This is a genomic window from Shewanella schlegeliana (assembly GCF_016765635.1).
GTDB lineage: Bacteria > Pseudomonadota > Gammaproteobacteria > Enterobacterales > Shewanellaceae > Shewanella > Shewanella schlegeliana.
The window spans coordinates 260,340-285,369 of the sequence record NZ_JAESVD010000004.1; the positions used below are offsets into that span (position 1 = coordinate 260,340).

Below are 25,030 nucleotides of genomic sequence, written 5' to 3' on the forward strand. Positions count from 1 at the left end.
TAGAACCAAAGTTCAAGCCTTATAGGAAAACCAAAGAAATAAATTAGGATACTACTCAAAACCAGTCACTCCAAGGGCTGGAGCGACTGACTCTCCACAGACTTAGGCTACCACAGCTTCAAACTTTGGTAAGCCCTTTTTTACTGTTTTTTTAGAGCTATCCTGCATTTTATTGCATTAGTCCACGTTTTAAACTACTTCGAAGCCTTCAACTGGTCGCTCAAGCGCCAATTTCAATACTTCGTCTACCCATTTCACTGGGTGAATTTTTAGATCAGCAATGACGTTTTGTGGAATTTCTTCCAAATCACGCTCATTTTCTTTTGGAATTAGAACAACTTTCGTACCGCCACGATGTGCGGCCAATAGTTTTTCTTTCAATCCACCAATCGGTAAAACTTCACCACGCAGGGTAATTTCACCCGTCATCGCCACATCGGCGCGAACCGGATTACCCGTTAAGCTTGAAACAAGTGCAGTACACATTGCCGCACCCGCAGATGGACCATCTTTTGGTGTTGCGCCTTCTGGTACGTGTACATGAATATCGCGCTTCTCATAGAAATCAGGGTTAATACCAAGCTGCTCAGCGCGTGCACGTACAACCGTCATCGCCGCTTGAATCGACTCTTGCATCACATCGCCAAGTGAGCCGGTATAGGTCAGCTTGCCTTTACCTGGTACAGATGTTGCCTCGATAGTCAGCAAGTCGCCACCGACCTCTGTCCATGCCAGACCGGTAACTTGACCGATTTGGTTATTAGACTCAGCCTTACCGTAGTCACAACGCTGCACACCTAAGAAAGATTTGAGGTTATCTTGGTTAACTTCAACATGCTTAATACTCTTATCAAGCAGGATCTGTTTAACCACCTTACGGCAAATCTTCGATAGTTCACGCTCAAGCGCACGTACGCCCGCTTCACGAGTGTAATAACGAATAATGCCAATGATGGCGCTATCATCAACAGTCACTTCTTTTGCTTTTAGGCCGTTACGCTCAATCTGCTTTGGCAATAAATGTTGCTTGGCAATATTGAGCTTCTCATCTTCGGTATAACCAGATAAACGGATCACTTCCATACGGTCTAGTAACGGACCAGGAATATTCATCGAGTTTGAGGTTGCCACAAACATAACATCAGATAGATCGTAATCGACCTCCATGTAATGATCGCTAAATGCTGAGTTTTGCTCAGGATCTAATACCTCAAGCAATGCCGAAGCGGGATCGCCACGCATGTCACTACTCATCTTGTCGATTTCATCCAGTAGGAATAGTGGGTTCTTAACCCCAACTTTAGACATTTTCTGAATGACCTTGCCCGGCATAGAGCCAATATAAGTACGACGGTGACCACGGATCTCCGCCTCATCACGTACGCCGCCTAGAGCAACACGAACATACTTACGACCCGTAGCCTTTGCGATTGACTGACCCAGAGAAGTCTTACCCACACCTGGAGGTCCAACTAAACAAAGGATCGGTCCCTTAAGCTGCTTGACTCGGCTTTGAACCGCTAGGTACTCAAGAATGCGTTCTTTAACTTTTTCAAGACCGAAGTGATCGGTATCGAGTACGTCCTGCGCCTTAGCTAAATCACGCTTGATTTTAGAACGCTTGTGCCAAGGTACTGATACCATCCACTCTACGTAACTTCTCACCACTGTCGCTTCGGCAGACATAGGTGACATCATCTTTAATTTGTTCAGCTCAGCAGAGGCCTTTTCTTTCGCCTCAGTAGGCATCTGCGCCTCTTCGATCTTCTTCGCTAAGCTTTCGAATTCATCATGAGATTCATCAATATCACCAAGCTCTTTTTGAATAGCTTTCATCTGCTCATTCAAATAGTACTCGCGCTGACTCTTTTCCATCTGCTTCTTAACACGGCTACGAATACGTTTCTCAACCTGTAGTAGGTCAATCTCCGCTTCCATCATTGCCATTAAGTATTCGATGCGCTCGCTAACATTGACCATCTCAAGCACAGACTGTTTGTCTTCTAGCTTAAGTGGCATATGTGCAGCCATGGTGTCGGCAAGTCTTGCAGCTTCGTCAATCCCAGATAGAGAGGTCAGTACCTCTGGTGGGATCTTCTTATTTAGCTTGATGTAACCTTCAAACTGACCAACAGCAGAACGAATGAGGACTTCCTCTTCTTTCTCTGATAAAGGCTCTGACTCGAGGTAATGCGCAGTTGCTTGGAAGATCTCTTCCTGCTCTGAATAACTATCGATGCAGACACGTTGTCCACCTTCGACTAACACCTTTACCGTGCCATCAGGCAGCTTTAGTAGCTGTAAGATTGATGCAACGGTGCCGACATCAAAAATGTCATCGCTTGTTGGGTCGTCTAGCTCAGCATCACGCTGGGCGACTAAAATAATTTGTTTACCTTGATCCATCGCTTTTTCTAAGCAACGAATAGATTTTTCTCGACCGACGAATAACGGAATTACCATGTGGGGATAGACCACCACATCTCTTAGTGGTAGTACGGGTAGTTCGATTCGCGCATCACGCTCTAGGGTCATAGCTCGATTCCGTTTTTTATGATTACTTATGAGTATATTGGGATGATTAGATAGGTTTCAATGGCGAAAAAAAATTATTTAAAAAAGTGTATAAAAAAGGAGCCAAATAGGCTCCTTTTTAAACTCACTACACGATTGTAGTAAAAATTTTATTCGGCTGTTGCGGTTTGTGCTTCGTTATTCGCGTAGATCAGGATTGGGCTAGACTCGCCTTTAACCACTGACTCGTCGATAACCACTTTAGCCACATCGTCCGTCGAAGGCAGATCGTACATGATATCAAGTAAGATCCCCTCAACGATTGAACGAAGGCCACGAGCACCCGTCTTACGAGTTTGTGCCTTAAGGGCAATCGCCTTAAGTGCATCTTCTCTAAACTCAAGCTCAACGCCTTCCATCTCGAATAGTGCGGCATACTGCTTAGTAATCGCATTCTTCGGTTGTGACAGAATCTGAATCAGCGCTTCATCATCCAGCTCGGCAAGCGTTGCCAATACTGGTAGACGGCCAATAAACTCAGGGATAAGACCAAATTTAACTAAATCTTCTGGCTCGACTTGCAGTAGCGTGTCAGAAATAGTCTTCTTATCGGCTTCGCCTTTGACTTCAGCACCGAAACCAATACCAGTGCCCACATGAGCACGCTGCTCAATGACTTTTTCAAGCCCTGCGAATGCACCACCACAGACGAACAAGATCTTAGAAGTGTCAACTTGCAAGAACTCCTGCTGTGGATGTTTACGCCCACCTTGTGGCGGAACCGCTGCAATCGTACCCTCAATAAGCTTCAATAGTGCTTGCTGTACGCCCTCACCCGAGACATCGCGAGTGATTGATGGATTGTCAGACTTACGACTGATTTTATCGATCTCATCAATATACACGATACCGCGCTGCGCTTTATCGACATCGTAATCGCACTTTTGCAGTAGCTTCTGAATGATGTTCTCAACATCTTCACCAACGTAACCCGCTTCGGTTAACGTGGTCGCATCGGCCATCGTAAATGGCACATCAAGAACGCGCGCTAGGGTCTCTGCTAGTAACGTTTTACCACTACCAGTCGGACCAATAAGTAAAATATTACTCTTGCCTAATTCAACGCCATCTTTAGGGCTGGCATTTCTAAGGCGCTTATAATGATTATAAACCGCAACAGAAAGGACTTTCTTCGCCTTGTCTTGACCGATAACATAATCATCCAAGTGTGCTCTTAGCTCATGAGGCGTAGGCAACTTGTCTTGCTCTTGCTTTGGTGAAATCTCTTTAATTTCTTCTCTGATAATGTCATTGCAGAGTTCAACACACTCATCACAAACATATACAGAAGGCCCAGCGATGAGTTTTCTTACTTCATGCTGGCTCTTGCCACAAAAAGAGCAGTACAGCAGTTTTCCGCCGTCACCGTTACCTTTGTCTTCACCCATTACTCTACCTCTGTTTGCAGTAATTCTACTGCGTAAATCTTTTCATTACTTCATATTTGAGCATAGCTCAGAGCGAAGTAAAAATCAGCCTCGTTTTGCTATCACGGAATCGACTAACCCGTATTCAGCAGCTTCTGTCGCACTCATGAAGTTATCACGGTCTGTATCACGTTCAATCACTTCAAGAGGCTGACCAGTATGCTCTGCTAGCATAGTGTTTAGCTTATTCTTAATACCTAAGATCTCTTGAGCATGAATAGCGATATCTGATGCTTGACCTTGGAAGCCACCTAAAGGCTGATGGATCATCACTCTAGAGTTTGGTAAGCAATGACGTTTACCTTCTGCACCGCCTGCTAACAAAAATGCGCCCATGCTCGCCGCTTGACCAATACACACAGTGCTGACGTTTGGTTTAATAAACTGCATCGTGTCATAGATCGCCATACCAGCGGTTACGCTGCCACCTGGCGAGTTAATGTATAGGTAGATATCCTTATCTGGGCTCTCTGACTCCAAAAACAGTAACTGAGCAACGATAAGGTTAGCCATATGTTCTTCAACTTGGCCAACGAGAAAGATCACTCGCTCTTTCAAAAGGCGAGAATAAATATCATATGAACGTTCACCTTTAGCCGTCTGTTCGACAACCATAGGAACGAGTGCGTTAAGTACTGATTCTGGCGCTTTGTGCATGATTAACTTCCCTAAATAAAAATGGCCCGCATGAGGAACCTCATACGAGCCATTATAAATGGCTAATAGCCATTTAAGTCAAGCGATGGTTACGCGCGACCTGTAGCCTTGTTCATAAATTCTTCAAAGTTGACTGCTTTTTCAGTCAAAGTTGCAGTTTTCAACAAAGCTTCAACCGCTTGCTCTTCTAGAGCAACGTTACGCATGTTCTGCATTAGCTCTTCGTTACCATTGTAGTAAGCTACAACTTCACTTGGATCTTCGTATGCAGAAGCCATAGAAGCGATCAAACCTTGAACACGCTCGTCTTCAGCTTTTAGCTCGTTAGTCTTGATAACTTCGCCAAGTAGTAGGCCTACTTTAACGCGACGCTCAGCTTGCTCAGTGAATAGGTCAGCTGGTAGCTCAGGCATGTTTGCAGCTTGGTTGCCGAAACGTTGCATAGCTTGCTTACGCAATACTTCTACTTCACCGTCGATTAGTGCTTTTGGCAAATCGATTTCGTTTTGCTCAACAAGACCGTTAAGAACTTGCTCTTTAACGTTAGCTTTAAGCGCTTGCTCAAGTTCACGGCTCATGTTCTTGCTGATCTCGCCGCGTAGTGCGTCGATGCCACCTTCGGTAATACCGAATAGTGTAGCGAACTCGTCGTTAACTTCTGGAAGGTTAGCCGCTTGAACTTCTTTAAGAGTGATAGCGAAAGTTGCTACTTTACCCTTTAAGTTTTCAGCGTGGTAATCTTCAGGGAAAGTCACTTCGATATTGAACTCTTCACCCGCTTTGTGACCTTCAACACCAGACTCGAAACCTGGGATCATACGGCCGCTACCTAGTTGAAGTTCGAAATCTTCAGCTTTGCCACCTTCGAACTCTTCACCGTCGATTGAACCAACGAAGTTGATCTTAGCTTTGTCGCCTTCAGCCGCTGCGCGGTCTGCAACTTCGAAAGTCGCATGTTGGTTACGTAGCGTTTCAATCATAGAATCAACATCTGCTTCAGTTACTTCAGCAGTTGGCTGTTCAACAGTGATTGACTCAAGACCCTTTAGCTCTACTTCTGGGTAGATTTCAAAAGTCGCAACAAACTCAAAGCTCTCGCCTTCGGTTGAACCTGGAGTCAATGTTGGTGCGCCAGCAGGGTTTAACTTCTCAGCAATGATTGCTTCAACGAAGTTACGCTGCATCACTTCACCCATGATGTCTTGACGAATAGCTTTTCCATAACGCTTATTGATAACGCTTACAGGTACTTTTCCTGGGCGGAAACCTGGGATACGAGCACGCTTAGCTTCGCTTTTTAATGCTTCTTTAACAGTGTTTTCGATCTGCTCAGCAGGTACAGAAATTGTTAGGCGACGCTCTAGGCCTTGTGTGGTTTCTACAGAAACTTGCATTTTTTTACCTCGAAAATATGTCTATCGTCCTTTGCAATAGTCGAAAAATCAACTATTCAGGTATTCGTTTCTTGATCCGTAAATTTCACCAGAATGCCCATAAATACTGACGATCGGCACAGGTATCTTTTAGTTGATAATTATCAAGACGCGACATTATAGCTATGGAATGCGCCAGAGTCGAGCCTCAAAGCGTGATTTACAGGTGTAAAAAAAGCGACCTAGGGTCGCTTTTTCAACTTCTTTACAGAAAGAGTGGGGTGACTGATGGGGTTCGAACCCACGACAACCGGAATCACAATCCGGGACTCTACCAACTGAGCTACAATCACCACAAAAATGGTACGCCCGGCAGGATTCGAACCTGCGGCCACCCGCTTAGAAGGCGGGTGCTCTATCCAACTGAGCTACGGGCGCTCGGTAATGAAATAAATTCATTTCCTGAACTGGGCAACTAACGTTTCACGTTAGTTTAAATATGGTCGGTGATAGAGGATTCGAACCTCTGACCCTCTGGTCCCAAACCAGATGCGCTACCGGGCTGCGCTAATCACCGAAACTTGAAACCTATTGTAAAGTACGTTTTCACGTTGGGATAACCTTTACTGTTTCTGGCTCTCAAGGACAACTCGTTGCTGCTCGTTGAGAACGGAGCGCATAGTATCCCCTCTTCTAAAAATCGTCAACGCCTTTTTTCAAAAAAGATGTTCAGCTGGCTATTTAACAGCCCGTTAGATTTAGTTTTAACCTTTTTGGAGAATTAACTAGCAAAGATAGCCATATAGTCGAAATAAACCGCTGACTCCACATATATTTCTTATATAGCCAACTTTAATAATTAACTTCTCGGCATAGACTCTTTATATAGAGCAATCGTTTTTGTTAGCAAGAAAAGCTGTAAGTTATTATCCGTATATTAGAATTGTTTGTTAACAGTCTAAATCAATGACACCTTTAACCCGTCCTGTTAAAATGTCGCCGTTTTCCATTATCGCGCCGTATAAAGGACACCTACCCCAATGACAGCCCAAAACATCGATGGTAAAGCTATAGCGCAGTCCATTCGAACGCAACTCAAAGACAAAGTTACCGCCCGCAAAGAGGCAGGAAAAAGAGTCCCAGGTTTAGCCGTAATTCTTGTTGGAGCCGATCCGGCGTCACAAGTTTATGTAGGCAGTAAACGTAAAGCCTGTGAAGAGGTCGGCTTTATCTCTCGCTCTTATGATTTAGATAGCAGCACTTCTGAAGACGCACTCTTATCATTGATTGATGAATGTAACGAAGATCCGAGTATCGACGGTATATTAGTTCAACTGCCACTACCTGAGCATATCGAAGAGTCAAAAGTCATTGAGCGTATCCGTCCAGACAAAGATGTCGACGGTTTCCACCCTTATAATGTTGGCCGTCTAGCTCAGCGCATTCCGGTTCTGCGCTCTTGCACGCCAATGGGGATCATGACACTTATAAAGTCTACTGGCGTTGATACCTTTGGTTTAGATGCCGTTGTCGTTGGCGCATCAAACATCGTCGGTCGCCCAATGTCGCTAGAGCTGCTATTAGCAGGTTGCACTACCACCACTTGCCATCGCTTTACTCGCAACCTTGAAGAGAAAGTAAGACAAGCCGATCTCGTCATCGTTGCCGTAGGTAAGCCAGGTTTCATTCCTGGAGACTGGATCAAGCCAGGTGCTATCGTAATCGATGTAGGTATAAACCGTTTAGAAAGCGGTAAGCTTGTTGGCGATGTACAGTTTGATGATGCGGCCGAGCGGGCAAGCTTTATCACGCCAGTCCCTGGTGGTGTTGGGCCTATGACCATTGCAAGCCTGTTAGAAAATACCCTCTATGCCTGCGAGCAGTATCACGATTAAAACAAGGTTCTAGGTTCTAGCAAAGTATCCAGAGCTAGATAATAAAAAAAGCCTGCATAAGCAGGCTTTTTTATACTTAAATGTAAGAATTACTTCTTACGCCAAGTAGTCCCTTCTGGACCATCTTCTAAAATCACACCTAAGGCGTTAAGACCATCACGCGCAACATCGGCTGCAGGCCAGTCTTTTTCAGCACGAGCGCGATTACGTTCAGCGATCAGCGCTTCAATCTCAGCCACTTCATCGTCACTGCCCTCACCTTTAAAGAAGGTATCAACGTCTTGGCCTAAAATACCTAACACATCTGCTAGCTCTTTTAGCGCGACACCTAAAGCAGAAGCTTTGGCCATATCGGTTGCTTTTAGGCGGTTAATCTCACGCACCATATCAAACAATACCGAATAAGCTTCAGGCGTATTAAAGTCGTCATCCATTGCCGTCTTAAATTTAGCCACAAACTCTTCGGCTGGTGCAGCTTCAACGCTTAGGTCTAAGTCTTTTAGCGCCGTGTAAATACGCTCTAATGCTGCCTTAGCTTGCTTTAGGTTGTCTTCTGAATAGTTTAGCTGGCTACGGTAATGACCCGATAACAGGAAGTAACGTACAGTCGCGGCATCGTAATGATTAAGTACATCACGGATAGTGAAGAAGTTGTTCAAAGACTTCGACATCTTCTCTTTATCAACCATCACCATACCAGTATGCATCCAGTAGTTCACATACGGCGTGTCATGAGCACAGCAAGACTGAGCAATTTCATTTTCATGGTGCGGGAACTGCAGATCGCTGCCACCGCCATGGATATCAAAATGGATCCCTAAATGCTTGCTGTTCATTGCTGAACACTCGATATGCCAACCTGGACGACCCGGCCCCCAAGGTGACTCCCAAGTCGGTTCGCCCGGCTTAGACATCTTCCAAAGAACAAAGTCCATTGGATCACGCTTAGTGTCTTCAACTTCTACACGAGCACCCGCTTGCAGCTGCTCAAGGTTTTGACCAGACAAGCGACCATACTCAGGGAATGACGATACACTAAACAGTACGTCACCATTTGCAGCGACATAGGCATGATCACGTTCGATAAGTCTTTCAACCATATCGATGATCTCAGGCATATGCATAGTTGCACGAGGCTCATTATCAGGACGCGCCATATTCAATGCATCAAAATCTTTGTGCATTTCGGCAATCAAGCGCTCAGTTAATGAATCACAGCTCTCTTTGTTCTCATTAGCACGCTTAATGATTTTATCGTCGACGTCGGTGATATTACGTTGAAAATTAACGTCGTATCCGCTGTATCTTAGGTATCTAACAATCATGTCGAAAGATACAAAAGTGCGTCCGTGGCCAATATGACATAAATCATAGATGGTCACCCCACACACATACATGCCAACCTTTCCTGGTTGTAGTGGCACAAACTGCTCTTTTTGGCGGGTCAGACTATTGTAAAGCTTCAACATTGATTATTCTCTTCAACGGCTAGAATTAAAAATTAGTTATCCAGTCTACCACTGCAAAAGTCGCTGTTCCAAGCTGTTTTCTTAGCTAAAGTCTGCAAAGGTGCACAGATATGCTGCAACTGGGCTAGATTGCGATCTCAAGCGGATTATTAGTTACGATAACTTAAGCCATAATCCTGTGAATCACTGCAAAACTGTAATCCAGCTATCATAAAAGGCGATATTTGTTAGCTGTAAACACTCTATGCTTTATGCAATTAAGCAATTACGTTAGAATCCAGCCATTATTTACGTTAAGTTAAATTACGAGAGTTTAAATATGATCACACTTCATACTAACCACGGCGACATCAAGCTAGCACTAAATGCTGAGAAAGCACCAAAAACGGCTGCTAACTTCATTAACTACGCTAAAGATGGCTTCTACGATGGTACTGTTTTCCACCGTGTAATCGACGGTTTCATGGTCCAAGGTGGTGGTTTCACTGAAGATATGGGCCAAAAGCGTCCAAATGAAACGATTGAAAACGAAGCGAACAACGGTTTATCAAACAAAACTGGCACCATCGCCATGGCCCGTACTTCTGATCCACATTCAGCTACGGCACAGTTTTTCATCAACGTTAACGACAACACTTTCTTAGATTTTAAGTCTGAGTCAGCACAAGGTTGGGGTTACTGCGTATTTGGTGAAGTTGTTGAAGGCATGGACGTAGTTAACAAGATTAAAGCGGTTAGCACAGGCAACCGTGGCATGCATCAAGATGTTCCTCTTGAAGCTGTTATCATCGAAAAAGTGACCATCGAAGAGTAATATTACCTAGATGCGCACTCTATTTGTGGGCGATTTGCACTTAAGTGCAGATCGCCCCGATATCACCCAAGCTTTCCTTACATTCCTCGATACTCAACTTCACGATACTGACGCTTTATATATCCTAGGCGATCTCTTTGAGGTCTGGGTTGGCGATGATATTGCTGAGCCTTTCGCCAATCAACTGGCCGATGCCATAAAGCAGGCTTCACAAAAACTACCGATCTATTTTATCCATGGCAATCGGGACTTTTTAATTGGTCATGCATTTGCAAAACGCAGTGGCATGACACTGTTACCCGAAGTCTATACCTTAGACCTATATGGCGTTCCGAGTGTTATTTTACATGGTGATAGCTTATGCACACTCGACAAGCCTTATCAGCGTTTTAGAAGGTTTCGTAATATGAGCTGGGCTAAATGGCTTTATGCGCATTTGCCTAAATCGAAGCGACTCGATATCGCCGCCAAACTGCGCACCAAAAGCAAGAGCAGCAATCAGCAAAAAAGTTATACCATCATGGATGTAGAGCCTGATGCGGTGCTAGAGCTACTTGATGCAACGAAAACCGAGCAGATGATCCACGGTCACACTCATCGCCCGGCAATTCATCAACTCGCTAACGGTAAACGCCGTATCGTTGTTGGTGACTGGTATGAGCAAGGTAGCATGCTAAGCATTAGCCAAGACAAGATCGAGCTTATCGAACTCCCTTTCGGCAAGTAGTTTACTGCTTGCCCTGCCACTCCAGTAATTTAAGCAACACCAGTTGCTTGCACCGAAATCGGTGCGCCACTATGAAACTTAAAGTCCTCATCGTCTGATGAGATAAGCTCGGCTTCTACCGCGGCAAAATGAGCCACTCGCTCACTAATATCAAGATCCGAAATAGCTTGTGCAAGCGTTAAATAATCTTGATAGTGGCGAGCTTCAGATCGCAACAAAGAGATATAGAACTTCTTTAGCTCTTCATCTAAAAAAGGTGCCAGTTTGGCGAAGCGTTCACAAGAGCGCGCCTCTATAAAGGCCCCTACGATTAACTTATCGATTAAGGTCGCAGGCTCATGGGTTCGTACCTGCTTCATCATCCCTTTAGCGTAGCGACCTGCACGTACGTTTTGATATTCAATGCCGCGACTATGCATTATCGAGAGTACCTGTTCGAAATGATGAAACTCCTCTTTAATAAGCCGTACCATCTTAACGATCAAATCAGTACTATGAGCAAAGTCTTTTTTTGCAACTAGCTCCGTTGTAAGCTCATTTTTCTTGCTATTCATTGCCAAAAAAGAAGCGATATCGCGATCTTTGATGTAAACAAACTCTTCATAAGGTTTAGCCCAGTCAAGAAGCACCTGTCTACTTTGCTTATCGATAGCGTATTTACGGATCAAAAACATTGCCGTCTGCGCCGCTTTCAGCTCGCAGTTGCAATGGTCTATCAACAAGCCTTTTAAGTGTTCAGGTTTCTTTGCCTCTTCAATCCAACGGTCCGGCGTTTCACATTTTAAAAAGGCATAAATGGGAGCTAATAGCTGCTGCATACTCAACTCTTTGTGAAGGAATTAGTAGCATATTATTTTACCAGCTATTTCCTGCACAATCCTAGGTTTGCACCTATGCTTAATTCGATAGGCTTGACTCCTAGCAGATTTTGTTCAATAAATAACCTTAGAGCTGTAATAAGTTCGTCTGCAGTTTGGCGAGCCAATTTAATCTAAAAGTTAAATGCTAAACGAGGATTATTATAATGATATTGAATCACTTATTGGGGCTATACACTCATCCAAAAGAAGAGTGGCAAACAATTGAGAAAAACCACGAAGCATTGCGTAGCAGTTTGAGCCACATCGTTATCATCGCGCTCATTCCAGCAATCTGTGCATTTATTGGTACATCACAAATAGGTTGGGATTTAGGTGTCGGTGACCGCCAGTTCTTAACCGCCCAAAGTGCACTTATCATGTCCACTGGCATGTATTTAGGGCTCATCGCAGGCGTCTTTGCCCTCGCCTACCTGGCATTTTGGATGGCAAAAACATTTGATGCCAAACCAAGTTATACCCAAGCACTAGAGCTTGCAGCATACACTGCCACACCGCTATTTATGGTCGGACTCGCGGCGCTATATCCAACACTCTGGTTTATCATGGTGGTTGGCCTCGCCGGACTCGCTTATTCTGTTTACCTCCTTTATACGGGCGTGCCTATTATAATGAATATCCCAGAGGAGAAAGGCTTTATCTATGCAAGCTCAATGGTGACTGCAGGCTTAGTGCTTTTAGTCGGATTGATGGCTTCAAGTGTGATCCTTTGGAGTATAGGTTTTGGTCCTATGTACCAGTAATAAAGCAGAAGGCCCTATTGTGACTAACTCAGAAACAAATTCAGATTAGCGCAATAAAAAAGCCGACATATGTCGGCTTTTTCTGTTTTAACGAACAGCTCAAAAAGTTCTACTCGAAAGAGTCTCTTAGCGGAACCGTCAAGTTAAACACTAAGTTATCTTTGCTTGAGTCTTTATTATCGGCACAGAAATAACCTTCACGCTCAAACTGGTACGCTTTTTCTGCCTCAGCATCTGCAAGACTCGCTTCAACTAAACCATGCTTAACTGTCAGTGAATGTGGGTTTAGCACTTCATCAACAGATTCTGCAGCTGCAGGATTAGGATCGTTGAATAGTCTTTCATAAAGACGGAATTCAGCAGGCTTTGCCGTTGTCGCTTCAACCCAATGGATCACGCCTTTCACTTTACGACCATCACTTGGGTTCTTACCCAGAGTTTCATCGTCGTAAGTACAGAAAATAGTCGTGATGTTGCCATCAGCATCTTTTTCACAACGCTCTGCCTTAATCACATAAGCATTACGTAGGCGGACTTCTTTACCCTGCACTAGACGCTTGTACTTCTTGTTTGCTTCTTCACGGAAGTCGTCAGCATCGATAAACAGTTCACGGCCAAAAGACAACTCGCGTTTACCCATCTCCTCATTACTAGGATGATTTGCGGCTTTGATTATCTCAACCTGACCTTCTGGGTAGTTCTCGATAATCACTTTAACCGGGTTAATCACTGCCATTGCACGTGGTGCAAACTCGTTAAGTTCTTCACGAATACAAGCATCTAGCATGGCAACTTCAACCATGTTGTCTTGCTTAGTCACACCGATACGCTTACAGAATTCACGGATAGACGCTGGTGTATAACCACGGCGACGGTAACCGGCAATCGTAGGCATACGCGCATCGTCCCAACCTGTTACTAGGTTACGAACGACTAAGTCATTAAGCTTACGCTTTGACATCAAGGTGTATTCAAGATTCAGTCTCGAAAACTCATACTGACGCGTTCTGTTTGGCGCTTGGAAATCATCTAATTGATCCAATACCCAATCGTAAAGTCTACGGTTGTCTTGGAACTCAAGTGTACACAAAGAGTGACTAATGTTTTCGATCGCATCAGAGATACAGTGAGTGAAGTCGTACATTGGGTAAATGCACCACTTATCACCCGTTTGGTGATGATGTGCGAAACGAATACGATAGATAATAGGATCACGCATACAGATGAATGGTGACGCCATATCGATCTTAGCGCGCAGCGCGCACTCGCCTTCTTTGAATTCACCTTTACGCATTTTTTCAAATAGCTCGAGGTTCTCTTCAACAGACGTATCGCGATAAGGGCTGTTCTTACCCGGCTCTTTTAGCGTTCCACGGTATTCACGGGTCTCTTCGGCATTAAGGAAGCAAACATAAGCTAAGCCTTTGCTGATTAACTCAACGGCATACTGATGAAGCTTATCGAAATAGTTCGATGAGTAACGGATGTCACCAGACCATTGAAAGCCGAGCCACTGCACATCGGCCTGAATAGAATTTACAAAATCGATATCTTCTTTTTCAGGGTTGGTATCATCAAAACGTAAGTTACATTGACCCTTATAGTCTTGAGCAATACCAAAGTTTAGGCAGATAGACTTAGCGTGGCCTATATGAAGAAAGCCGTTAGGCTCTGGTGGAAAACGAGTATGTACACTCGTGTGCTTACCACTAGCGAGATCTTCATCTATGATGTTACGTATGAAGTTACTTGGACGTACTTCAGTGTCCACATGACTCATGGAATTCCTCTTTGCGAACGATGATTAAAGACTAAAAACGCATAATCCTACAGATTCTGTAAAGGATCAACGACTGAGATTTAAAAACCTCTTTGATGGCTATATTTATAGCGCAAAAAGCAGCGAATCATCGCTGCTTTTTATTCTTTGATAACAGTATACGCTATTCGCGTTATTCAGTAATCACTTTAATGCCTGGGATGATAGTTTGGGTTTTCTTACCCTTATTCTTCAGCCAAATATAGAACACAACTAAAGCAATTGCGAAGAATCCAATCCATAGGCTCGATTGCAATGGATGCTGAGCAAATGTCGCAGCTTGGTAAAACACGGTTGCGGTACCATACGCCAAACCAAATGTCCAAAGCCCTGCAAATGCAGCCCAGCGTCCACCAAACTCATTCACTAATGCTCCCATAGCAGCCACACACGGTGTATACAAAAGAACAAATAATAGGTAAGCAAATGCTGCTGTAACACCCGCAAAGCCAGCTTGTAGCGCGCTAAATGTCGAAGTATCAACTTCTAGCTCTTCAGATGCAGACTCTACAGACGACACGTCACCGACAGAAATTGAAAGCGGATCTTCTGGAGAAATACCAAACAAGTTAGCTGGAATGGTTGCTAATGCTTCACTAAAGGTGTCGCTAAATGGTGCCAACTCTTCATCACCAGCGCCGCCGTCTGAGTATAAGCTGTTTAGTGTACCCACAACCGCTTCTTTTGCGAAGATACCTGTAATGATACCTACTGTTGCAGGCCAGTTATCTTGCTCAACACCCATAGGAGAAAATAGCGGTGTCACTTTTTGACTCGCCACACTCAATACTGATTCTGAGCTATCTTCATGGCCAAATGAACCATCAACACCGATTGCGTTTACGAAATTTAGCAAGGTCACAACGATAACAATGGTTTTACCCGCGCCCATGATAAAGCTCTTAGTGCGCTTGCCTGTACGTGCCATTACCGTCTTAAACTTTGGCTTTTCGTAACTTGGTAGTTCCATAACAACCGCGCTGCTAGAACCTGGTAGTAGTGTTGAACGTAATAACAGACCTGTACCAATAGCGGCAAAGATACCGATAATATAAAGCAAGAATACTAGGTTTTGGCCCGACTCAGGGAAGAAGGCTGCAGCAAACAGTGCATATACAGGCAGTCTCGCGCCACAAGACATAAACGGCGCCATCATACCAGTAACAATACGCTCACGCTCACTACCGAGCGTACGTGTCGCCATAATTGCTGGTACCGAGCAACCAAAACCGACAATCATAGGCACAAATGCACGCCCTGGAAGGCCAATACGGCGCATCAAACCATCAACCACAAACGCTGCTCGTGCCATATAACCAGAGCCTTCAAGAACTGAAAGCGCCAAGAAAAGTGCAGCAATAACCGGGATAAAGGTCGCAACAGTTTGAATACCTTGGCCAATGCCCCCCGCAACAATGGTGATTAACCAAGTTGGAGAGCCTAGGCTTGTCATAAACGCGCCTAAATGGTCAACAAAAATTGCACCTGCGGTAATATCGAAGAAATCAATAAAAGAGCTGCCCACGTTAATACTAAACATGAACATCAAATACATCACGAATAGAAAAACAGGGATCCCCGCAATCGGGTGTAACACCAACTTATCGAGTTTATCGGTGAAGGTTTCAGCATTATCGCTCTGCACAGAACCAGTAAAGACTTGCTCAACGAAGTTAAAGCGAGTCGTTGCTACCATGATTTCGATATCTTTGCCTTGGCTAGAGAGTGTTTGAGAATATTGCTCAACCTCACTCGCTACTTGGCTGTTTTTACACTTGCCACAACCTAAACCATTTGCAAGCATTGCCAAAGCACGGCCGCGACTTAACTCTTGATCCTGAGACAAAAGATTCGATACGACAGACTCAATCTCTTTATCATATTCAAGCACTAATGGGGCTTCAGATACCTTACCATCAAGCAATGCAACAAACTGCTGCTTAACTTTTTCGATATCTTTAGGTTCACGTGAACACACGGCGACAACTGGACAACCCAACTCTGCAGTCATCTTAGCGACATCGATATGAATACCGCGCTCAACTGCTGCATCAATCTTGTTCAATACAACCACCATTGGAATGCCCAATTCACGTAGCTGTACAGTTAAATAAAGATGACGTTCAATATTAGTGGCATCAACTAAGTTGATGATACCGTCAATAGGCTGCTCTGCTAGGTATTGCTGCGCAATTTGCTCATCTAAAGAACAGTCACAGCTATTACCCGCTGGGAGAAGATCATAAATACCTGGAAGGTCTGTTAAGTAAACATCACTACCTTGCAATGCAAACTGCCCAGTCTTTTTCTCAACCGTTACGCCTGACCAGTTACCAACTTGCTGATTGGATCCTGTTAATGCATTAAATAACGTCGACTTACCCGCATTCGGGTTACCAACAGTAACGCAGTTAAATTGTTTATCCATTCGCTTTTTCAACCTCAATAATATCTGCCAAATCGCGACGCATACACAACTTACTGCCGCGGATATCCAACTCAACACCAGAGCCCATAGGTGCCCTACGGATCAATGAGAATCGAGTATTTGGGGTTATTCCCATAGATAGCAGCTTACGCTTTACTACAGCAGGCAGGTCTATCTGACCCACTTGAGAAATTCTGGCGATATCGCCTGGACTTAATTCACTTAGCTTCATTCTGCATTCCACCTAATTAACGGGGCTCGACTCTCTTTGAAATTGGTATTTATTCTAAAGGACACAAACGCGCAATAACTTTACCTAGATCAACATTTAGAACTGTAAACGATAATAATTTTCAATTGTGTTCGCTATTATGTGACAAATATCTCAACTAATAAACGCTTTAATTAAGAATGGTTATTATTTAGCTAAGCAAAAATTGTCCTATCACCTCACCACAAATGTGACACGGATCACACCAAAATGGTTATTCCTTTACAAATCAGTCTATTCACCAAATAAACCCCTAAATATGTTATGGAATTGTCACGATTTTATTCTATCATTCAACATTAGTAATTTATGGAATTACTAACATTAAGATGAGTGATTGACATAATTAAAAATATCGCTTTTAAAAGCGAGTGGAGTGAGATGATGAGCGAGAACATGGGATGGTTCACGGGTAAACTTGTGCAACTATTATTGCTTACCTTTGTGGTGGCGAGTTTTACCACTATGGCAACGCCTTGGGATGACAAAGATCCTCAGGAAGTTGAAGCAATACTAGATAAGAAATTTGCAGAGGGAAAGTACTCCCCCAAAGGCGCTGACTCCTGTTTAATGTGCCACCGAAAGAGCCCTAAAGTAATGGCGTTATTTGACGGTGTGCATGGTAGTGATATTCAAGCCTCACCGATGGCCGATCTTCAATGTGAAGCCTGCCATGGCCCCATGGGTAAACACAATCGAGGTGGTAAAGAGCCGATGATCACTTTCGGTTCAGACTCGCCAGTTCCCGCCGCCAAACAAAATAGCGTTTGCATGAGTTGCCATAACGATGACCAACGCATGGCTTGGGAAGGTAATCATCATGATAATGCTGATGTGAGCTGTGCAGACTGTCACCAAGTTCATACTCGGCATGACCCCATCGCCGATAGAAGCACCGAAGTTGAAGTGTGCACGAGCTGCCATACCCAGCAAAAAGCAGACATCAATAAGCGCTCATCTCACCCATTGAAGTGGCAACAGATGGTATGCACTGATTGCCATAATCCCCACGGTAGTTTATCTGATGCCAACCTTAAACAGATGAGCGTGAATGAAAACTGCTATTCCTGTCATGCCGAAAAACGCGGCCCCAAGCTTTGGGAGCACGCACCAGTAACAGATAACTGTGCCACCTGCCATAACCCCCACGGTAGCGTGAATGAAGCCATGTTAAACAGCAAGCCCCCTATGCTCTGCCAGCAGTGTCATGCATCTGTAGGTCATACATCTAATGCTGTCTTTGGCGGTAAACCTAATGCTTTCAATGCCGGACAAAGTTGCATGAACTGTCATTCGCAGGTTCATGGCTCTAATCATCCATCTGGCAAGTTATTACAGCGCTAACAAGGAGTGGCAGTTATGTTTGCAATACATAAAAATATCAAAACAGGGCAGCGACTCTCTGTACTAGCGCTAGCAATAAGTGCCGGCATCTCTCCCGCGTTAGCTGATGGCTATGGGCTGCAAAATGCCAACAGAGGCAAGGCTGATACCAGTAAGTGGGAATGTAAACGTTGTACTAGCGAGTCGGGTTTTAAAGGAAGCATCGGCATAGGAGCCGCTTATAACGATGCATCGGATATACATTTCGGCAATACAACAGGAACCGATACAGATGGTGCAGTTGGTCACTTAGAAGCGGATCTAATTAATAAGTCTGAATCTGGCTATGAGACAAGCTTTACTGCCAACAAGCTCGGTTATGATACCGGCAGCGCCAAAGTAGAAACGGGGATGCCTGGTCATTATCAAATTGCGTTAGGCTACCGAGGCCTAGCAAATTATGACACCAATGCAGCCCTAACGCCTTACCTTAATAGTGGTGATGACCTTTATTTGCCAAGCAACTGGCAAACTGGAGCCATCACCTCACAAATGCCAAGCTTATTTGATGATATTAACTATGTTGAATTAAAGAGCCAAAGGGATCTGTTCTTATTGGATGCGCAATATAAAGGGACATTTTATCAAGCTGATATTAACTACCAGCATGAAAAACGTGAAGGTAAACGAGTATTTTCTGGCAACTTCCTCACCAACAGTGCCATGCTTGCAGAGGCTATTGATGACACTACCGATGAGTTCGGTGCGAAAATCTACTTTAACGGTAAAGGCTGGCTCGCAGGTATCGACTCGAGCTTTAGCCAGTACAAGAACGACCATAACAGCTTAACCTGGCAAAATGCATTTTCTCCAACCTTCGGAGCAGCCTATACTGGGCAAAGTGCAGTTTCACCAGATAACAAAGCTTACCGTATTGGCGCTAACGCTCAACTTAGTGGTAATGGTCACCAAATATTAGTGCATATGGGGCTAGCAAGCTTCACTCAAGACGAAGCCTTCCTCCCCGCCACCATTAACGGACCCAGCCCTGCATTACCCGTTACAAACCTCGATGGTAAAGTCGATACTACCGATATGAAACTCAAATATACTGGACGAGTTATTCGTGGCCTCAGTGTTAGAGCCAGCTATGACTATTCAGATAGAGATAATAAGACCGCACGTAACCCCTACCCTCAAGTCATCACTGATAGCTATTATGCCGGTACGGCAATCAACCCTGAATATGATAGAACTAAACAACAAGCAAAGTTAGGCGCAAAATACCGCTTTTCACGCGCGATATATCTTGATTCGGGATACCAGTATGATCACAACGACTTTAGCGATTTAGACAGGGATTCATTACAACAAAATAGCCTATTCGCCAGATTAAGCTATAGCATTTCGCCTGCTTGGTCTACCTGGATCAAAGCCGACTTCAGCGACAGAACCGGCAGTGCTTACAACGCAGTCAGCACCACTAATAGTCCAAGCAATCCTTACTTAAGAAAGTCGTATCTAGCAGACAGAAAACGCCAAGAGTATCAACTCAGTGTTAGCTATAGTCCTACATCCCCCTTCTCGGCTAGTGCCAATGTCCGTATAAGCCAGGACGACTACGACGACACCTTGGTGGGACTCACTAAAGTCGACGCTCAAGGTTATGATATTTCAGCTAACTATATGTTCAGCGACGAACTCAGTATTAACGCCTACCTCAACCAAGATTGGCGTGATAGCGACCAAGCCGGTAGCAGTAACTTTAGCCTTCCAAATTGGTATGCCAATACCGATGAAAAGTCCACGCTCGTTGGCGCTGGTATCGACTACATACATCTGTTAGATAAAAAGCTCGATCTAGGATTCGATTACACCTATTCAGATGGACAAAGTGATACCGAAATAACCCAAGGCCTAACCTCCCCTTACGGCGATTATTTTGCTGAAAAACATAATATTAATGCATTCGCTACCTATCAACTAGGCGAGCAAATGGCATTACGTTTTGATTGGATATTTGAGCACTACAAAGATTCAGACTGGCTAAACCAAGGGCTGACCGTTGATTCAATACCGAACGTGTTAATTTTTGGCGATCTTAGCCATGATTATAACGCTCACTACCTCGGCCTAACGTTCAGTTATCAGCTATAGCCATAAGCGAATAATGTTAGCCATTAACGACTAACACATAAGCTGTCAATGACCGCCATGAGCGACCAGTAATAGCCATGAGCTACTAAAAAAAGCCATGTCAATTAAAAGGAATTCAAGGACATTAATATGAAACGAGTCACTCAATCACTCGCAATAAAAAGCATTCCACTAATGCTAATAGCCATGTTAGCAGGCTGTAGTGGCGACGATGGAAACCCTGGCAATCCTGGTGAGCCTGGAGGCCCACCAGCAAGCGAAATTAATAGCTTAGATATTACGGTCAATGAAGTGCTATTCGATTCAGGTGTAGCAACGGTTAACTATCGTATCACCAATGAGGCCGATGAACCTGTTGTTGGTATCCCATCAGCCACCTATATTGCGGCGCAGCTACTGCCTCAAGGTTATACCAATGCAGGCAATGCCAGTGAGTGGCAGTACTTTACCGCGGAGTCTTGCTCTAGCAGTTGTGACGGCGAATTTGTTGATCATAAAAATGGTAAGTACAGCTACACATTTAGCGGTCCATTTGATGGCATGAACGACATTACTTATATTGACGGTGCAACACAACGTGTAGTCATCAAAGTTGGTGGCGACAGTTTACCTGACGGCACAGCTCTGCCTATCACTAATCAATACTTAGACTGGCAAGATGAAGGCAGTGAACCGGCTTACACAAGAGATATTCTAGACATACAGAGCTGTAACACTTGTCATGATGATCTAGCTTTTCACGGCCCAGCTGGCAAAGGAAAGTACAACGAAGTACAAGCCTGTGTGACTTGTCACAACCTCGCTAAAGTTAGCAACCCCGGCAATGTGTTTGCCCCAATGGTACACACTAAGCACTTAACAGGATTTCCGGTATCACTGGCTGACTGCCAAACCTGCCACGCTCCCGATGAAGAGCTAGCACAAAATATGAACTGGGCTCGAGTGCCAACGATGGAAGCATGTGGTAGTTGTCATACCAATATCGACTTTCCAGCGGGCCAGGGGCACCCAACTCAAGTCGATAACAGCAGCTGTGTCGCCTGTCATAACCCTGACTGGACCATAAATGCTCACAGCCAGGAAGCAACCGATGCCGTACTTGGACATTTCAAGGCTGAAATCGTTAGCGCTGAGCTTAATGGTGATACTGTTAACTTCGCAGTAAGACTGTCAAATCCTGCTACCAACGAAGTCTACTCAAGCAGTGCTGACAAACTCAACTTTATCAACGACCTTCGCGTATATGCCAACTGGGGCATAAGTGTCGATTACACAACACGTAGTGCTAAATCAATAAAGCTACAAGATGCGACGCCAATATCGGGCAGTAATGGCGTTTACCATTATCGAATTGCCGGCCTCACCCTAAGTGCCGATCCTGCAACAGATAAAGGTGCACTCGCCCTTCAAGGTAAGTTATGTAACGATAATGCTATGTTGGTCGACTGCGCAGAAACCGACTCAACGACAATAATCAAGTCAAGTCACCAATTCTTTAGCGCTACAGCAGTAACAGATCTTGGCCGTAGAGTGGTTGTGACCAATGAAACCTGTGGTAGTTGTCACGGCGATCAACAGCTGAACTACCATGGTTCGCGCAACGATCTTGAACAGCAGTGTCAGCTTTGTCATAACCCAAACATGCTAGCCGATGCGAGCGCAACAAACCCTGGCGCGTCAACGGCTGATTATAAGCATCTCGCTCATACGCTACATGCAGGTTCTCGTGAAAGCTACCCTAACATTAACTACCCCGGCAAAATTGGTAATTGCGCACAGTGCCACACGACTGATGCAGCTGGAGTATTAACCGCCGCCCTCCCCCTTAATAAAGCCGTGCAACCCCTCGCCTTTAGTGATGGCACATTTACCAGTGCAACATCCGCCATTTGTAGTGACTGTCACTTGAGTGACACAGCTATAAGCCATATGACTCAGCAAGGGGGAGTATTTAAAGGCACTGAGGCTGATGCTACAGCTGGCACCGAAAGTTGCGCCACCTGTCATGGACAAGGGGCTACGGTCGATGTGTTAAAAGTTCACCCTATACAATAAAAGTCATAGGCCTAGAACTGGGGTTTTAGGCCTGATTCATCTGAGTTCAAAACAGTTTGTGATGTAAAACAATTAGCGACATAGAGAATGGAACGCATAATTATGGATAACAAAATTCGACACTTAAAACTGAGTTTACTTGCGCTCACCGCCTCAGCCCTGCTTTTTGGCTGTAGCGATGGTAACGACGGTGCTGACGGAAAAGATGGTGTAGTTGGAGTCAATATTGATTCAGCCACTAGTGTCCAGGCGCAGTTTACAGAAGCAACAGTTACAGATGGAACTGTTATCGTAAACTTCAATTTAGAAAACGCAAACGGTGTTGCCGTGCTTGGTCTCGATAAAGACTATGACTTGCGCTTTGGTATTGCTCAGCTTGCCAAAGTCAGCGAAACCATCGACGAAGTCGAATACGACCGGGGCTATCAGTGGCAAGCTTATATTAATACGTTAAAAGAACCCGGCACACCACCAGACGGTGTCAGCGACCTTAATCCTTCCCCGCAATATCAAGCAAATGTAGAGAAAGCTGCGGACTGTAATGACTGCTTAGTCGATAATGGTGATGGTAGCTATAGCTATACCTTCCAACAAAACATCGCCAATGTGACAGAGCCACTAATGATTAGCTATGGCGAAGACAACACCCATAGAGCGACAATGGAGCTGAAACTACCACAGGCCACAGCAAATGCACATTACGACTGGCAGCCCTCTACAGGTGCAACTAACGACATTCAAACTCGCAATGTTGTGACTATCGAAACCTGTTATACCTGTCACCAACCTGAGAGCCTTGAGCTTCATGGCGGTCGACGTATTGCATTAGCAAACTGTGCTAGTTGTCATACATCGACTTCTGGCGATCCTGAAAGCGGCAACAGTGTCGATTTCACTTACATGATCCACGCAATCCATAAGGGCCAAGATAGAGAAACCAGTACGCCTGATGGTATGGTACCTGCGCCATATAAAATTGTCGGCTACGGTGGTAGCGTACATGATTATGGCAAGGTAATGTTTCCGCAAAAGCCTGCAGCAAACTGCGCCTCTTGCCATGTTGAGGGAGAAGGTGCACCAGCCAACGCCGACTTGTTCAAAGCTGATTTAAGTAATACAGCTTGTATTAGCTGTCATACCGAAAAGCCTTCGCAAAACCATAGCAATACAAACTGCATGGCATGCCATAACGCAACCGATACTTACCCAGGAACCGGTAATGCAGAGAAGCGGCATGGTGATGTATTAAAAGCATTTGTTGAAGCAGAGGCCATGGGAGTGATGTTTAGCAATGTTGGCCTTGATGGTAATGGTAAGCTTAAGTTTGACGTACAAATCCAAGATAGTAGTGGCGCTGCTGTAGGCTCAGAGTTTATCGAAACGGGTACCCGCGTTGTCGTGGCTTGGGACACAGATAAAGACTTCCCTGCATATAGTGACGCCTCATACAGTCAACGTCGATTCAAGCTATCAGACGGTAGCTATGATGCAGCAACCAAGACCTTTACTATTATTGGCACAACCTTCGATATGCCAACCGATGCTGATGGTAAAACATTTGAGCTTTGGTCTGCAGTGGAAGTTTGCTTTAACAACGGCGGTTATGCAGTCGCAGAGATCAAGATGACTGAATGTTCGGACAGAACACGCTCTGTTGCCGTCAAAGAAGCTCCTTATCAGTTTGTTTGGTCAGGTACAGGTGTCGATGACACAATGCAAGCCGCGATGCGCCGCTCTATTATTGATGCGGCAAAGTGTCAGAGCTGCCACAACCAAGAAAACTACCACTACAACAACGGTTATAACTGCCAGACCTGTCATACATCAGACAAGACAACTAAGAGTGACAGCAGTTATCCGGGTGGTAAGAAAGCAACAAGCTATGCATTTAAAGCCCACGAAGCTGATGGCCACTACCTCAAATACGCCGGAGTTCAATCAGGCACAGTGCTAAAAACTGATTGCTCAACCTGTCATACCTCTGAAGGTATTCAATTAGGTCGAGCTAGCGATCGAGTTTGGCGCTACGGTGATACTGAAACTGGAGCTGATATTTGGGTATCTTCAGATGCAGGAGCTTGCTTAAGCTGTCACCAGAAATACTTAAGCGACTCTGGGGCAAACCATATCGTGGCTAATGGCGGTATTTTAGATGGCATGAGTGCTGATGATGCCCGAGGCCGTGCAGCAGAAGCTTGTGCCACTTGCCACAATCCAACGCAGTTAATGGAGTTACACGGCAACTAACACCGAATGCAATAAGTTCTCGCGAAAATACGACTAAAAGAGGCTACGGCCTCTTTTTTATTGTCTACTCAATAGCTTCGATAACTGCAGATGTTGTATCAGCTCAGTTGAGACAACATCAAAACAAACAAACGCTAACAGCTTATAAACACCGACCACGATCTGAGCAACAT

At 44.7% G+C, this 25,030-nt stretch carries 17 protein-coding genes and 3 tRNA genes; 8 read left to right on the forward strand and 12 right to left on the reverse strand.

Annotation, left to right across the window (positions count from 1 at the left end; all coding sequences use genetic code 11):
• Positions 1-189: 189 nt before the first annotated feature.
• The 7 genes from lon to JMA39_RS08905 form a co-directional block, all read right to left on the reverse strand.
• Entirely contained in the window at positions 190-2,535 is a 2,346-nt protein-coding gene (gene lon / locus JMA39_RS08875; RefSeq protein WP_202721524.1) for an endopeptidase La, read from the reverse strand.
• Positions 2,536-2,684: 149 nt separating this feature from the next.
• Positions 2,685-3,962, reverse strand: coding sequence for an ATP-dependent protease ATP-binding subunit ClpX (gene clpX / locus JMA39_RS08880; RefSeq protein WP_202721525.1), 1,278 nt, complete (start codon positions 3,960-3,962; stop codon positions 2,685-2,687).
• Between the two features lie 84 nt (positions 3,963-4,046).
• Positions 4,047-4,658, reverse strand: a complete 612-nt coding sequence (gene clpP / locus JMA39_RS08885) for an ATP-dependent Clp endopeptidase proteolytic subunit ClpP (protein WP_012155907.1) — start codon at positions 4,656-4,658, stop codon at positions 4,047-4,049.
• A gap of 89 nt (positions 4,659-4,747) precedes the next feature.
• Positions 4,748-6,052 (reverse strand): trigger factor, encoded by a 1,305-nt coding sequence (tig, locus tag JMA39_RS08890; protein ID WP_202721526.1) that lies wholly within the window; start codon positions 6,050-6,052, stop codon positions 4,748-4,750.
• 256 nt (positions 6,053-6,308) lie between these two features.
• Positions 6,309-6,384: transfer RNA gene (locus JMA39_RS08895), tRNA-His, on the reverse strand.
• Positions 6,385-6,392: 8 nt separating this feature from the next.
• Positions 6,393-6,469: transfer RNA gene (locus JMA39_RS08900), tRNA-Arg, on the reverse strand.
• A 62-nt stretch (positions 6,470-6,531) separates the two neighbouring features.
• Positions 6,532-6,608, reverse strand: a tRNA-Pro gene (locus JMA39_RS08905).
• A 463-nt stretch (positions 6,609-7,071) separates the two neighbouring features.
• On the opposite strand from JMA39_RS08905, the gene folD reads away from it, so the two are divergent.
• Complete coding sequence (folD, locus tag JMA39_RS08910) at positions 7,072-7,926, forward strand: bifunctional methylenetetrahydrofolate dehydrogenase/methenyltetrahydrofolate cyclohydrolase FolD (RefSeq protein ID WP_202721527.1); 855 nt, start codon at positions 7,072-7,074, stop codon at positions 7,924-7,926.
• Positions 7,927-8,015: 89 nt separating this feature from the next.
• Here the strand turns inward: folD and cysS are convergent, their stop codons facing one another.
• Positions 8,016-9,395, reverse strand: coding sequence for a cysteine--tRNA ligase (gene cysS / locus JMA39_RS08915; protein WP_202721528.1), 1,380 nt, complete (start codon positions 9,393-9,395; stop codon positions 8,016-8,018).
• A gap of 319 nt (positions 9,396-9,714) precedes the next feature.
• On the opposite strand from cysS, the gene JMA39_RS08920 reads away from it, so the two are divergent.
• A complete protein-coding gene (locus JMA39_RS08920) occupies positions 9,715-10,209 on the forward strand; it encodes a peptidylprolyl isomerase (protein WP_202721529.1) in 495 nt (164 codons plus the stop codon).
• A 10-nt stretch (positions 10,210-10,219) separates the two neighbouring features.
• Positions 10,220-10,936 carry a UDP-2,3-diacylglucosamine diphosphatase gene (locus JMA39_RS08925; RefSeq protein WP_202721530.1) on the forward strand — a complete coding sequence of 239 codons (717 nt, stop codon included), beginning with the start codon at positions 10,220-10,222 and terminating at the stop codon, positions 10,934-10,936.
• A gap of 29 nt (positions 10,937-10,965) precedes the next feature.
• Here JMA39_RS08925 and miaE read toward each other — a convergent pair whose 3' ends face one another.
• The gene (miaE, locus tag JMA39_RS08930) at positions 10,966-11,754 is read right to left on the reverse strand and encodes a tRNA isopentenyl-2-thiomethyl-A-37 hydroxylase MiaE (protein ID WP_202721531.1); all 789 of its coding nucleotides are present in this window, start codon (positions 11,752-11,754) and stop codon (positions 10,966-10,968) included.
• A 206-nt stretch (positions 11,755-11,960) separates the two neighbouring features.
• Here miaE and JMA39_RS08935 point away from each other — a divergent pair, with 206 nt between their 5' ends.
• Complete coding sequence (locus JMA39_RS08935; RefSeq protein WP_202721532.1) at positions 11,961-12,557, forward strand: Yip1 family protein; 597 nt, start codon at positions 11,961-11,963, stop codon at positions 12,555-12,557.
• A 109-nt stretch (positions 12,558-12,666) separates the two neighbouring features.
• Here JMA39_RS08935 and glnS read toward each other — a convergent pair whose 3' ends face one another.
• The 3 genes from glnS to JMA39_RS08950 all read right to left on the reverse strand — a co-directional run bounded on the left by glnS (position 12,667) and on the right by JMA39_RS08950 (position 17,036).
• Positions 12,667-14,337, reverse strand: coding sequence for a glutamine--tRNA ligase (gene glnS, locus JMA39_RS08940; RefSeq protein ID WP_202721533.1), 1,671 nt, complete (start codon positions 14,335-14,337; stop codon positions 12,667-12,669).
• A gap of 172 nt (positions 14,338-14,509) precedes the next feature.
• Positions 14,510-16,804, reverse strand: coding sequence for a Fe(2+) transporter permease subunit FeoB (gene feoB, locus JMA39_RS08945; protein WP_202721534.1), 2,295 nt, complete (start codon positions 16,802-16,804; stop codon positions 14,510-14,512).
• Entirely contained in the window at positions 16,797-17,036 is a 240-nt protein-coding gene (locus tag JMA39_RS08950) for a FeoA family protein (protein WP_202721535.1), read from the reverse strand. Before JMA39_RS08950 ends, feoB begins: the two co-directional genes overlap by 8 nt.
• Before the next feature lie 420 nt (positions 17,037-17,456).
• On the opposite strand from JMA39_RS08950, the gene JMA39_RS08955 reads away from it, so the two are divergent.
• The 4 genes from JMA39_RS08955 (at position 17,457) to JMA39_RS08970 (ending at position 24,857) form a co-directional block, all read left to right on the forward strand.
• Positions 17,457-18,419 (forward strand): DmsE family decaheme c-type cytochrome, encoded by a 963-nt coding sequence (locus JMA39_RS08955; protein WP_373316314.1) that lies wholly within the window; start codon positions 17,457-17,459, stop codon positions 18,417-18,419.
• A 15-nt stretch (positions 18,420-18,434) separates the two neighbouring features.
• Positions 18,435-20,555 carry an MtrB/PioB family decaheme-associated outer membrane protein gene (locus tag JMA39_RS08960; RefSeq protein WP_202721536.1) on the forward strand — a complete coding sequence of 707 codons (2,121 nt, stop codon included), beginning with the start codon at positions 18,435-18,437 and terminating at the stop codon, positions 20,553-20,555.
• A 129-nt stretch (positions 20,556-20,684) separates the two neighbouring features.
• Positions 20,685-22,610, forward strand: a complete 1,926-nt coding sequence (locus JMA39_RS08965) for an OmcA/MtrC family decaheme c-type cytochrome (RefSeq protein ID WP_202721537.1) — start codon at positions 20,685-20,687, stop codon at positions 22,608-22,610.
• An 87-nt stretch (positions 22,611-22,697) separates the two neighbouring features.
• A complete protein-coding gene (locus tag JMA39_RS08970; protein WP_202721538.1) occupies positions 22,698-24,857 on the forward strand; it encodes an OmcA/MtrC family decaheme c-type cytochrome in 2,160 nt (719 codons plus the stop codon).
• Positions 24,858-25,030: the final 173 nt, after the last annotated feature.